We start from the raw sequence: 13614 nt of genomic DNA on the forward strand, positions 1-13614 counted from the left end.
TCAGCGAGGCTAACGATTTTCAGAATATAGCTATGGCATCATTGTGGGGTTGAAAAATTTGAACTAGACTGAACAATATTGACAATTTGAGCATCTAAATGACCCAAAACGCATCTAGTGAAAGCGTTCTGACTCTGGCTGAAGTAGCTGCTTATTTAAAGGTCACTGAACGGACCATCTATCGGCTGGCTGGTGCAAAAAAGATTCCTGCCTTCAAGGTTGGGGGGAGCTGGCGTTTCCGTAAAACCGACATTGACGACTGGATCAATTCTCAGTCGTTAGATACGGAAGAGCTAAACAGTTGATCACCGCCTACCACGCCAAGTATTACGCCCACGAGCTAACTCGGCGACACGCTGCCGATGGCGTAGATCGTCTCTCCCAATCGCTGTTCGATGCTAGCGTCGATCTAAACCCGCACCAGATCGAGGCGGCGCTGTTCGCACTTCGCAACCCGTTGCAGGAAGGCGTGCTGCTGGCCGATGAAGTGGGCCTAGGTAAAACCATCGAAGCTGCGCTGGTGGTGTGCCAGTACTGGGCCGAGCGCCGTCGTCGGCTGCTGGTCATATGCCCGGCCAGTCTGCGTAAGCAATGGGCGCAGGAGCTGCACGACAAGTTCGCCGTGCCCACAACCGTGGTGGATGCCGTTTCTCTGCGCAAGCAGTCCGCTGGCGACATGCTAGCTACCCTGCAACGGCAGGTTGGCAAGGCGGTAGTAATCATGTCCTACCAGTTTGCCGCCAAGCTGGAGGCCGAACTGCGTGCCGTGCCTTGGGATGTGGTGGTCATCGACGAAGCGCATAAACTGCGTAATGCGCACCGTGCCAGTAACCGCACTGGGCAGGCGCTCAAACGTGCACTGCAAGGCCGCAAGAAGCTGCTGCTCACCGCCACGCCGTTGCAGAACTCGCTGATGGAGCTATACGGCCTGTCAACGCTAATCGACGAGCACCTTTTCGGCGATGAAGCTGCCTTCCGCAAGCAGTTCATAAACAGTGGGTCGGGGCTTTACGAACTGCGTGAGCGTCTTGCCAGCTTCGCCAAACGCACACTGCGCCGTGACGTGCTGGAGTACATCAAGTACACTGAGCGCAAGGCTCTCACCCAGCCGTTCAACCCCACCGACGACGAGCAGGCGCTGTATGAGCGCATCTCGGCCTTTCTGCAAAAGGAAGACTCCTACGCCCTGCCCAAGCAGCAGCGCCACCTCACAGCACTGATCTTGCGCAAGCTGCTGGCCTCCAGTTCGCACGCCGTTGCTGCCACCTTGGTCACCATCCGCGAGCGTCTGCAGGGCTTGCTCACGGCAGACACAGCGCAAGACGATGGCAGCCAGCTGGTCGAGCGGCTCATTGCCGAGGACGACCTAGAGCAGGACTGCCTGGAAGAAGAAGCCAGCGAGGCAGAAGCCAACATTGAAATGAGCGCCGAAGGCCCGGCGCCCGCACCAGCCGAAGCAGGTAAGCCGAGCGCTGCAAAAGATGCCCATGCCGTCCGCGCCGCCATCACCGCAGAGATCGCGGAGCTGACTGCGTTCGTCGATGCCGCCCAAGCCCTGAAAACTGACACCAAGGCACAGGCGTTACTCAAGGCGCTCAACCTCGGCTTCGGCAAGATGGCCGAACTGGGTGCTCCACGAAAGACCATCATCTTCACAGAGTCAAAGCGCACTCAGGAATACCTGCATCGATTTCTTTCCGAGAACGGCTACGCAGGCAAGCTGGTGCTGTTCAGCGGAACTAACAATCATGAGGATTCCACTGCCATCTATCAGTGTTGGTTGGAAGAGTACAAGGGAACAGACCGAATTACTGGCTCGCCTCAGGTTGATCGTCGCACTGCCTTGATTGATCATTTTCGGAAGGACGACGGCACCGGCGCTGAGATTATGATCGCCACCGAAGCGGCTGCCGAAGGCGTCAACCTGCAGTTCTGCGCGCTGATCATCAACTACGACCTTCCGTGGAACCCGCAGCGCGTTGAGCAGCGCATCGGCCGCTGCCACCGCTACGGTCAGCGCTTTGATGTGGTAGTCATCAACTTCCTCAACACCCGCAACCAGGCCGACCAGCGCGTTCTGGAGCTGCTCACCGAGAAATTCAACTTATTCTCGGGCGTGTTTGGGGCAAGCGATGAAGTACTGGGCCGCATCGAGGGCGGCCTCGATTTCGAGAAACGCATCCTCCAGATCTACGACACTTGTCGCCAGCCCGAGCAGATCGAAGCCGCCTTCAATGCCCTGCAAGCGGAGCTGGAAGAAGTCATCGCCGACCGCATCAAAGACACGCAGTCCCAGCTACTGGAGAATTTTGACGAGGATGTCCACGACCGGCTCAAGCTGCGATTGGACGAGGCTGAAGCGCGACTCGACAAACTGGGGCGCTGGTTCTGGGGTGTTACCCGCTATGCGCTCAATGACTGGGCACGCTTTGACGAACAGTCCTACGCGTTCTCTCTGAGCACGCCGCCAACTGGAGTCGCACAACTAGCCCCCCCTGGCCGCTACCAGCTCATTCGTGGCGCGGCGCAGCCGGACATGCTGGCGCACGCCTACCGTCTCAGCCACCCGCTGGGGGAGTGGAGCATTGATACCAGCCTGAATGCGGAAACGCCCGTCGCCACCTTGAAGCTTGACTACAGCAAACACGGCGCACGGGTCTCCGTCATTGAGAGACTGCGCGGTATGTCCGGCTGGCTGACGCTGGCCCGGGTGGAAGTTACCGCATTCGAGACCACCGAGGCGCTGCTGTTCTCCGGTCTCACTGACGATGGTCAAGTGTTGGATCAGGAAGCCTGCGAAAAGCTGATGGCTATTCCAGCAGCAGGCAAACCCACTCCTTTGAGCACTTCCGTGCCTGAGGCACTGCTGGCCAACAGCCAGCGTGCGGTCGCCGCCACGATTGCTCATGTGCTGGAAGATAACCAGCGCCTGTTCAATGAGGAACGTGAAAAGCTGGAACGCTGGGCAGACGACAAGCTTTTGGCTGCAGAGGAAGCACTGAGGAATACCAAAGCACGCATCGTACAGTTGAAGCGCGACGCTCGCAAGGCCGCCACCTTGCAGGAGCAAGACGGTATCCAGCGTGAACTATCGGAACTAGAGCGCAAGCAACGCCGTCTGCGTCAGGAAATTTTCGCCGTTGAAGATGAGATCATTGCAAAGCGCGATGAATTAATTGTCTCGCTCCAGCAACGTCTGCAAGAAAAAACCAGTAATGAGACTCTTTTCAGCATTCGCTGGCAGGTCACTTGAAACGTAAATCCTTTGAAAAATCAGAAATCCAGAGATCAGTGAAACCCATGATAACAAAGCAGAATCGCAAATTCGAAGAGCTCGTCACCAAGCTTCGCGAGATCTTCCAGATTGACCGTCCTGAACTGGACTTCGGCATCTACCGCATCCTCAACGCGCGTGCCGGCGAGATCAACGATTACCTGCAAAACCGGCTGGCCGAGAAGGTGCAAGCCGCGCTCAGCCAAGGTGGCGCTGCACAGCAGGAGCAGGTGGCGCGCGAACTGAAGGACAAGGAGGCGCAATACCAGGCAGACGGCATCGATCCGGCCACGGTCCCGAAAGTGCAGGAGCTGCGCCAGAAACTAGCCCAGTACAGCACCGGTGCCAGCGAACACGAAAATGCCGTGTTCTCGCACTTGCTCGCCTTCTTCTCCCGCTACTACGAGCAAGGCGACTTCATCAGCCAGCGCCGCTACAAGGGCGACACCTACGCCATTCCCTATGCGGGCGAGGAGGTGATGCTGCACTGGGCCAACAAGGACCAGTACTACACCAAGAGCGGCGAGAACTTCAGCAACTACAGCTTCAAGCTCGAAGACGGTCGCACAGTGCATTTCCGCCTCGTTTGCGCCGACACTGCCAAGGACAACCGCAAGGACAACGACAAGGAGCGCCGATTTGCCTTGGTAACGGCCAACACCGTTACCCGCGTGGATGAAAACGGCGACGAGGCCGAAGAAGAACTGGTGCCAGTGGAGGAAGTGCAAACCGCTGACGGTAGCAAGGAACTGTTCATCCGCTTCGAGTACGCCGCCCAGCCCAAAGGCACTAAGCAGGAGGCGCTGGTCAAAGCCGCTGTTGAGACTGTGCTTGACGATGCGGCCGTGAAGGCCCGCTGGCTGGCCCTGGGCAACCGCGCGCCCACCGAGAAGAACCCCCAGCGCACCCTGCTGGAAAAACACCTGAGTGATTACACCACCAAGAACACGGCGGACTACTTCATCCACAAGGACCTAGGCGGTTTCCTGCGCCGTGAGTTGGACTTCTATATCAAGAACGAAGTCATGCATCTGGATGATGTGCAGAACGCGGGCGCGTTCGCGGACATCGAAAAGAACCTGCGCATGATCCAGTGCCTGCGCAGCATCGCGCTGGAGCTGATTACTTTCCTGGCGCAGTTGGAGGATTTCCAGAAGAAACTGTGGCTGAAGAAGAAGTTCGTTGTCTCCAGCCACTACTGCATCACGCTGGATCGGGTGCCGGAAGCGCTGTGGCTGGAAGTGGTAGCGAACGAACAGCAGTGGGCGCGGTGGAAACAGCTGGGCGTTTGGGATGGCGATGCGCCGGGGACGTTGGAGGACTTGAAGGCTGCGCCTTACCGAATGGTGGATACAAGTTTATTTTCCGAAGATTTCAGTTTCAAACTGATGTCGAGTATTGAGGATATTGATGAGGCTCTAGATGGGTTGCTGATCAATTCAGAGAATTTTCAAGCAGCGCGCTTGATAGATGAAAGGTTCAGAAAGAAAGTTGATCTGGTTTACCTTGATCCGCCATACAACACTGATGCCACCCCCATTCTTTACAAGAACGGCTACAAAGATTCGTCATGGTCAACGCTCATGGCCGAACGCATTAACGCGTCTAGCAAGTTGCTGACTGAGGATGGCGTAACGGCATATGCGATTGATGACACTGAAGCGGCATTGCTGAAAGAGATCGTGAAGCAAGTAAATCCTGACAGGGATGTTTTTCAGTGCGTCGTTGAGCATTACCCTGGATCGGGAACAGGTAGGTCGAATGTATCTCGCACACATGAGTACTGCCTGTTCTCTGTCCCCAAAGAGCTTGACATCCTTCGAGGCGACTCAGTCGAGGATGGGGTGAGAACCAGAGGGTTTAGGCGAGCAGGAACTGGTGACAACAATTTCCGCATAGGCAACCCTGGCCGTCCCGAGAGTTTCTTTGCAGTTTTGGTAGACAAGGAAACTTTTGAAGTTATGGGAGCTGAGCCGCCTCCTCAGCCTGTCGTTAAAGGGAACTATCCACTTGAAGATACGCAAGATGGACTTAAACGCGTCTACCCAATCGGTGAGAACGGAGAGGAGCGTGTTTGGTCGCTTTCGTACGAAGGGGGAAGGAAAGCTATTGCTGAAGGACGAATTGTTAGTTCGAGAAACTTTGTAATTAATCGTGTTTATCACGATAGCGAAAGGCGACTCTTGCTTCCTAGCATTTGGCAAGGCGCTCAGTACAACGCAACAACTGGTGGTACGAATCTGCTTACCGCGATATTTGGGGATGCCGGTCTATTCTCGTATCCAAAGTCACTTGGGACGATGGAGCGAGTTTTAGATGCCGTTCTCTATGATAAAGACGAGTCGTTGACGCTGGATTTGTTTGGTGGCAGTGGAACTACTGCGCATGCAGCAATTAATCGCAACAGAAAACTAGGGGGCGAGCACAAATACATCCTGGTTGAGATGGGAGCTCACTCGGACTCTGTTATCAAGCAGCGAATCGTTAAAGTTGTGTATTCCGCAAACTGGGCGGATGGAAAGCCGACAGCGCCGGAAACGGGCATCTCCCACTGCTTCAAAGTCCTAAAACTCGAAAGCTACGAAGATACTCTGAACAACCTGCAACTGCGCCGGACGTCCGCGCAAGGCGATCTGCTAAATGCGCTGCCGCAGCAGGCCAAGGATGATTACCTGCTCAACTACTTGCTGGACGTGGAAAGCCGTGGCTCGCTGCTGTCAGTCGAGGACTTCAGGAAACCCTTTGACTACACCCTCAATGTTGCCGTGGATTCTGCGGGTGCCTTCGAGCCGCGCAAGATCGATCTGGTCGAAACCTTTAACTACCTGATTGGCCTGCGGGTCAAGCACATCGATTCCAACATGAAAGAAGGCTATGTTCGTGTTGAGGGTGCGCTTCCTTCTGGTGAATCGGCATTAGTGATTTGGCGCGACTGCGAGAAGATCGATTACGAGACATTAAAACGCTACGGTAATCGATTTGACCTCGAAGGCGAGAACAATCCGTTTGACGTGATATACATCAATGGCGATCACAATATGCCTGCCATCTATGCCCCGACCGAAGGAGAAGACGGGCAGGCATGGGCAAGGAAGATTCGCCAAATCGAGCCGGAGTTTCTGGAGCGCATGTTCTCGGTGGAGGACATCTGATGGCACGCACAGCAAAACCAAAATCAAAAAAACGCAGCTTCCATCAGGAATTGGTGCTCAACCGCTGGGTGCTGGGTTTCTTTCAGGGCGGCACGCTGGCGGCGCTCAAGATGCGCCTGAGCGATGACCGCTTCGAAGGCATCGACGAGGATGGTCAGACCAAGTTCTTCCACGAACTGATCCGAGGTTTGTTCGATCCCAACAAGGTGCCCGAGGCCGACCTGCGGCGCTACGACTTAAACGTCGTCGCCCATTGGCAGGCCATCACCGCCCAGCGCAACAAGCTGGAAGGCCACGAACTGCAGATGAAGTACTTCCAGTACCTCTCGCTGCTGTTCACCGAGCTGTATCTGGACTGGTACTTCAACCACCGTCAGGACTTGCTCGATGGCCTGAACGAAGAGATGGTTCGCTATCGTGCCGAGAACGGCGCGGAACCGTTCCGTGACTTCGAAGCGGACGACCTGAACAAGGTCGCCTTCTGGAACGCCACAGGCAGCGGCAAGACCCTACTGCTGCACGTCAACATCCGTCAGTACCTGCACTACTTCCAGGCGGGGCGCAGCGATCACTTTCCCGACAAGATCATCCTGCTCACGCCAAACGAGGGGCTGTCACGCCAGCACTTGGAGGAGCTACACCTGTCTGGCTTCGGGTTCTCGCAGTTCTTCAACAAGGCCCAGTCACCCGCGCGCGGCACCATCGAGATCATCGACATCAACAAGCTGGGCGAGGAGATGGGCGACAAGACCGTCGCCGTGGATGCCTTTGAGGGCAACAACCTGGTGCTAGTGGACGAAGGTCACCGTGGTACGGGCACAGCGGCAGGCGCGTGGATGTCGCGGCGCGATGCGCTGGTGCGAGGCGGTTTTGCCTTCGAGTACTCGGCCACCTTCGGGCAAGCCGTGGCCAAGGGGATGACCATTGAAAAGGCGGAAGAAGAAAGCCTCAAGTCCAAATGGAAGCTGGCTTACCCTGGGCAGCGCTTCAACCTTACCTCCGCCAAGGCGGATACAGCCCTTACCCTGACCGCTGAAGATAAGCGCCGCGCGCGCATCACCGCGACGCGCGAGATTTACGCCAAGTGCATCCTGTTCGATTACTCTTACAAGTTCTTCTATGAAGACGGCTATGGCAAAGAGTCGCTGATCCTCAACATGAATGGCGAGGCCTACGGGCAGGCGGACAACGCGCGCAAGTACTTCACGGCCTGTCTGCTTTCCTATTACCAGCAGCTGTGGCTGTGGAGCACTCACCGCTCGGCACTTGCCGACTTTAACATCGAAAAGCCGCTGTGGGTGTTTGTAGGCCACTCGGTAACTGGTTCAGATGATAAGAAGAAGCAGAAGCTTACCGAAGATGATTTGGCCAGTCTCTCCGACGTGTTGGCAGTTGTTCAGTTTCTTGCTTGGTTCCTGAACAACGAGGCTCAGATCAAGATCTGGCTGGCCGACTTGATTGCGAACAAGGCTCAGATTTTGGACGCCAAGGGCAACAATATCTTCAGCGGGCGTTTTACGCCTCTGATGGGCTTCGGCGGTCGCGTGGATGATCTATACGCTGACATCCTGCTGCGCGTGTTCAATGCTTCGGCCCGCCAGCGCTTGAAGCTGGTCAACATCAAGAGCAGCAAGGGTGAGCTGGCATTGCGCGTTGGCGATGCAGAGCCCTTTGGCCTCATCAACATCGGCGACGATGCGGGCTTCTTCGGGATGGCAGAGGACGTGGAGGCCTTCGACAGCGAACGCGACGACTTCGGCGGTGCACTGTTCGGCACGCTGAACAACAAGGACAGCAACCTCAACGTGCTGATCGGCTCGCGCAAGTTCACGGAAGGCTGGAGCAGTTGGCGCGTGTCCACGATGGGCCTGCTGAACATGGGGCAGGGCGAAGGCTCGCAAATCATTCAATTGTTTGGCCGTGGGGTACGCCTCAAAGGCAAGGGTTTCTCGCTCAAGCGCACGCTGCCGCACGAGCGGCCTAAGGGCACGCATTTGGACAAGCTGGAGGCACTGAACATCTTCGGCGTGCGCGCCAGCTACATGGCCGCGTTCAAAGACTATCTGCGCGAGGAAGGCATCACGCCTAATGACGAAGTGCTGGAGCTGGACTTCCCAACGCGGGCCAACCTGCCCAAAGGCAAACTCAAGACCTTGGCGCTGAAGGATGGCTACAAGGACAACCAGAAACTTGGGTTCAAGCGCACGCACTTTCCGTGGCTGTACGAAATACCCGCGCAGTTCCAGGGTAAGATCAAGCCCCCCCATGTGGTACTCGACCTGTATCCGCGTGTCGAAGCGCTGTCCAGCAAGGACAAGGGCGCAACCCCCACGACGGCGGAAGCCCGCAACAAGGGCAAGCTGAATCAGACGCTGTTCCCGGCTTTCAATTGGGATCGCATCTACCTGGCGTTGCAGGATTACAAGTTGCAGCGCAGCTGGAGCAACCTGCGGCTGGAACGGCAGAAGCTGATCGACTTCTGCGCGGGCGCGCAGGATTGGTACACGCTGTTCATTCCGGTAGCGGAGCTGAACGTGACGACCTTCGCTGACGTCCGCAAGCAGGAAGACATCCTACTTCGACTGCTGACGGACTACACCGACCGCTTCTACAAGGCCCTGAAGACAGGCTACGAAGGCCAGTTCTACGACATCACCTACATCGACGAAGATCACGGGTCGATGCTCAATCTGTACCAGTTCGAGATCGAGAACAGCGACGACGGTCTGGAGTATCTAGCTAAGCTGGAAATGCTGAAAAAGCTGGTGGCGGACGGCAAAATCGGCGAGGCCAGCACATGGAACGCACCACACATGGTGGCCATTAGCTTCGACCGGCACCTGTTTTACCCCTTGTTTAGCTTCGAGCAGAATGAGGACAAAGATATTGTCCCATTGAAGCTAAAGCCTTTGGGCCTGGGCGCGCCAAGTGAGGTGACGTTTGTCCGCGATCTGGAAGCATTCTACAACTCGCCTGATGGTAAGGATGCCATTGGTCAGCGCAGCCTGTACCTGCTGCGTAATGCAGATCGAGAGGGAAAAGGTTTGGGCTTCGCCTTGGCTGGTAATTTCTATCCAGACTTTCTGCTGTGGTTAGTGGACGATATCAGCGGCAAGCAGTGGCTGACCTTTGTCGATCCGAAGGGGCTATACAATCTCAATTTGTCGCACCCCAAGCTGGGCCTGTACAAGGAAGTGAAGATGCTGGAATCAATGCTAGCATCGCAGGCTAAGGCGGGCGAGGCATCGCTTGTCTTGAATGCTTTTGTGCTGTCGCCCACGAAGTTTTCTGACCTACTCAATGTCGGTGATCCAACAAAGAAGGCTGATCTAGAAAGCCGCAATGTTCTGTTCATGGAGGATGGCCCAAGTACATACTTGAAGAAACTGTTTGTAAACTTGGTTTAGAGAAGCGGGAGAAAGTCGAGGGTGAGTGAAGCAGCTTTAGCCGCTTCTCTTGCCATTTTGAATATGGTTTTGGGGCTGCTGTCGGGCAGTAGAGCCATGACGATATAGATATATATGTACTTTGCATGGTCTTTGCGAGGCTTAGTGGTAGCCATTTTCTTCTGAGATGCAAGTAGCCCCCAGAGCACTGCCACTAGTATCTTTATGGCGTAAGCCGCAATCCAAAGCCGACCAAATAGATCAACTGCAAGTGTATAATGGGAGTTGCGCTCGGTCTAGGTGAACCAACTTGTGGAAGGCGACACTAGTAGGCACACTAGAAACATATTAATGCTAAAGGTGAGATTGTTGATGGTAAGGATATTCAACGGTAGAAAAGCTTGATTGTTGATAATTTGGTCACTTGAGTTGTTGGCTCTTTTGTTGATAGTTTAGTCATCCAAAATTAGATTTTAGCTTTATGGTACCTTCGGGAATAAAGATACGAGTGCAGATACATCAGGCTGATTTTATTTTAAATTGGCTTATAAATCAATTGATAATGTCTAGGATATGGTTCTGACCCTCGGACCATATAAAGGAAAAGCCCTCAAGCATATTAAGACTCGGGGGCTTTTTTATTGTCTGTATATTAATGGGTTGTGCCATTTTTTAGCTCCAGTCTTAATGATTCCATTAGCCACAATTCAGGTGGTCACTTTGGAAAATGAGTACCCAAATGAGTACCTGATTTTTCATTGGTACTCATGGTGGAATCAGATGCTAAGCTTAAATTATTAGATCAATACAATAATCAAATGTGATTGATCGGGTGTCTTATAGGGCTTGTAGTACTTAAAAGCTTTATTCACTATCTAAAGCTACTTTGATGACATCTGCAATTGTCTCAGTGGTGACGCCTCTTTTTCGAGCATTCTCAGAATGGAGCCAAGTTGCTAAGTCTTTATTGCCTTTAGATGCATTGCAGCCAACACAGCACAATGCAATATTGGATAAGGTTGTTATTCTTATATCGTTGATAATGTGTTCCCAAGACTTCTTATTAGCTCTTTCAGTACCAAACTTTTTGCCGCAATATACACAGCACAGGTCTCGCTCCGAGACCGCATCTTCTATGTGCTTTGGTATTCCCCATGAATTTGCCATTTTAGGTTTTCCTTATTTTATGGCTATAGTTGAATGAAAAATCCTAACCTTTGATAACTCACATTCATAAAATTTAGATCTAAGCATAAAATGAAATAGTTGTCATAACACTATATAAATGAGGGTGTAAAAAAACCAGCGCCGAAGCGCTGGTTTTTTACATCACTAACTTAGGTTAGTTTTGCATCATCTTATTGAGCTGCATCAAGTGCAGCATTGAATGTTGCGCTTGGACGCATTACTGCATTCACTTTAGCTTGATCTACTGCGTAGTAACCACCGATATCAACCGATTTACCTTGTACTTCCGCAAGTTCAGCAACAATTTTGTCTTCGTTTGCAGCTAAAGCTTGTGCAAGTGGTGCAAACTTCGCTTTCAACTCAGCATCTTCATCTTGAGCAGCAAGTGCTTCTGCCCAGAATTTTGCCAAGTAGAAGTGGCTGCCACGGTTGTCCAGTTCGCCAGTACGACGTGATGGAGACTTGTCGTTATCAAGTAATTTGCTGGTCGCTTGATCAAGAGTTGATGCAAGTAATTTCGCACGAGTATTATCTTCTTTAATACCCATTTCTTCTAAAGAAGCAGCAAGCGCAAGGAACTCACCTAATGAATCCCAACGTAAGTGGTTTTCTTCAACAAGTTGTTGTACGTGTTTAGGCGCAGAACCACCCGCACCAGTTTCGTACATACCACCACCCGCCATTAACGGAACGATAGATAACATTTTCGCAGAAGTACCAAGCTCCATAATTGGGAACAAGTCAGTGAGGTAGTCACGTAAGATGTTACCTGTTACAGAAATGGTGTCTAAACCACGCGCAACACGCTCAAGTGTATAACGCATCGCACGAACTTGTGACATGATTTGAATATCTAAACCAGTCGTGTCGTGATCTTTTAAGTATTTTTGAACTTTCTTGATCACTTCGTTTTCGTGTGGACGGTACGGGTCTAACCAGAAAATTGCTGGCATACCAGAGTTACGTGCACGTGTTACTGCAAGTTTAACCCAGTCGCGAATAGGTGCATCTTTCACCTGACACATACGCCAGATGTCGCCTTCTTCTACGTTTTGAGTCATCAACACTTCACCAGTGTCAATATCAGTGATGTTTGCAACACCTGCAGCAGGAACTTCAAAAGTCTTGTCGTGTGAGCCGTATTCTTCAGCTTTTTGCGCCATCAAACCTACGTTTGGCACAGTACCCATCGTACGTGGGTCGAAGTTACCATTCCACTTACAGAAATTGATCATTTCTTGGTAAATACGCGCGAAAGTAGATTCAGGCATTACTGCTTTACAGTCGTAAGGTTTACCGTCAGCACCCCACATTTTACCGCCACCACGAATCATTGCAGGCATAGAAGCATCTACAATTACGTCGTTTGGAGAGTGGAAGTTGGTGATGCCTTTTGCAGAATCCACCATTGCAAGTGCAGGGCGGTGTTCTTGGCATGCGTGTAAATCTTCGATGATTTCTTCACGTAAAGAAGTTGGTAAGGTTTCGATCTTTTCATAAAGACCTGCCATACCGTTGTTGACGTTAATGCCAAGTTCTTCAAACAATTTACCGTGTTTTTCAAACGCTTCTTTATAGTAAATTTTCACACAGTGACCGAATACAATCGGGTGTGAAACTTTCATCATGGTCGCTTTTACGTGTAAAGAGAACAAAATGCCTGCTTCTTTACAATCATCCAATTCTTTTTCATAGAAGTCGCAAAGCGCTTTCTTGCTCATGAACATAGAATCGATGATTTCGCCATCAAGTAACGCTACTTTTTCTTTCAATACAATGGTTTCACCAGAATGAGTGATGAGTTCCATTTTTACGTTACGTGCGCGGTCAAGCGTCATTGATTTTTCGCCATGGTAGAAGTCACCTTCATCCATGTGTGAAACGTGAGTTTGTGACCATTGCTTCCATTCACCCATAGAGTGCGGGTGTTTTTTCGCATAGTTTTTCACTGCAGCAGGTGCACGACGGTCAGAGTTACCTTCACGTAATACAGGGTTTACTGCTGAGCCTAAGCATTTGCCAAAACGAGCGCGTAAAGCTTTATCTTCTGCAGTATTTTCATTTTCAGGATAGTCAGGAATTGCATAGCCTTTTGCTTGTAATTCCTTGATACATGCAATTAACTGAGCAACTGAAGCACTGATGTTCGGAAGTTTGATGATATTGGTATCTGGATCTTGCGTGAGACGTCCAAGCTCTGCGAGGTTGTCGGCTACCTTCTGTTCTTCGCTTAGGTATTCCGAGAATTCAGAGAGTACGCGTGCTGCTACAGAGATATCACTCTTGACAATCTCGATGCCAGCAGGCTTAGTAAAGGTCTCAATGATCGGCAGTAGAGAGTAGGTCGCCAACAATGGCGCCTCATCGGTCAGTGTGTAAATGATTTTTGACTTTCCACCAGCCATATATAGCCCCTTGCTTTGATTGAGTTTTTTAGGAGCGAGATGATGACTCAGCCCCTGCGAACCGATTTGCCTAATTTAACCTTGAGAGTATCGACTCTCTATGCATTTCAGTCAACGTAATTACAGTGATGACGCCATTTCGCTACGAAATGATGTGTCGCATTTGTGCGAGTCAAGACACGGCTTAATGTAAAAATGAGCCTATTTAA

6 protein-coding genes are annotated in these 13614 nt (G+C 52.0%); 4 read left to right on the forward strand and 2 right to left on the reverse strand.

The features are described from left to right. The first annotated feature begins 98 nt into the window (after positions 1-98). The 4 genes from FTV52_RS09490 to FTV52_RS09505 are packed head-to-tail and all read left to right on the forward strand — an operon-like array spanning position 99 to position 9833. Positions 99-305, forward strand: a complete 207-nt coding sequence (locus FTV52_RS09490) for a helix-turn-helix domain-containing protein (RefSeq protein WP_179990705.1) — start codon at positions 99-101, stop codon at positions 303-305. After that, a complete protein-coding gene (locus FTV52_RS09495; protein WP_179990706.1) occupies positions 302-3253 on the forward strand; it encodes an SNF2-related protein in 2952 nt (983 codons plus the stop codon). The genes FTV52_RS09490 and FTV52_RS09495 overlap by 4 nt, the downstream gene beginning before the upstream one ends. Then, positions 3250-6426 carry a DNA methyltransferase gene (locus tag FTV52_RS09500; protein ID WP_218950472.1) on the forward strand — a complete coding sequence of 1059 codons (3177 nt, stop codon included), beginning with the start codon at positions 3250-3252 and terminating at the stop codon, positions 6424-6426. Before FTV52_RS09495 ends, FTV52_RS09500 begins: the two co-directional genes overlap by 4 nt. Further along, positions 6357-9833: a DEAD/DEAH box helicase family protein gene (locus tag FTV52_RS09505; RefSeq protein WP_257221717.1), complete on the forward strand. Its 3477-nt coding sequence runs from the start codon at positions 6357-6359 to the stop codon at positions 9831-9833. The genes FTV52_RS09500 and FTV52_RS09505 overlap by 70 nt, the downstream gene beginning before the upstream one ends. Positions 9834-10676: 843 nt before the next feature. On the opposite strand, the gene FTV52_RS09510 is transcribed toward FTV52_RS09505, so the two are convergent. Continuing rightward, positions 10677-10979, reverse strand: a complete 303-nt coding sequence (locus FTV52_RS09510) for an HNH endonuclease (protein ID WP_136144735.1) — start codon at positions 10977-10979, stop codon at positions 10677-10679. Positions 10980-11170: 191 nt separating this feature from the next. After that, the gene (locus FTV52_RS09515) at positions 11171-13405 is read right to left on the reverse strand and encodes an NADP-dependent isocitrate dehydrogenase (RefSeq protein WP_179990708.1); all 2235 of its coding nucleotides are present in this window, start codon (positions 13403-13405) and stop codon (positions 11171-11173) included. Positions 13406-13614 lie beyond the last annotated feature (209 nt).

The sequence above is a fragment of the Acinetobacter sp. YH1901141 genome (genome assembly GCF_013416935.1).
In the GTDB taxonomy this organism is placed as follows: Bacteria; Pseudomonadota; Gammaproteobacteria; order Pseudomonadales; family Moraxellaceae; genus Acinetobacter; species Acinetobacter towneri.

Bases quoted from the DNA above. Each gene is read 5' to 3' on its own strand.
- FTV52_RS09515 (WP_179990708.1), bottom strand. From the start codon at position 13,405: ATGGCTGGTGGAAAGTCAAAAATCATTTACACACTGACCGATGAGGCG.
- FTV52_RS09510 (WP_136144735.1), bottom strand. From the start codon at position 10,979: ATGGCAAATTCATGGGGAATACCAAAGCACATAGAAGATGCGGTCTCG.
- FTV52_RS09505 (WP_257221717.1), top strand. From the start codon at position 6,357: ATGGGCAAGGAAGATTCGCCAAATCGAGCCGGAGTTTCTGGAGCGCAT.
- FTV52_RS09490 (WP_179990705.1), top strand. From the start codon at position 99: ATGACCCAAAACGCATCTAGTGAAAGCGTTCTGACTCTGGCTGAAGTA.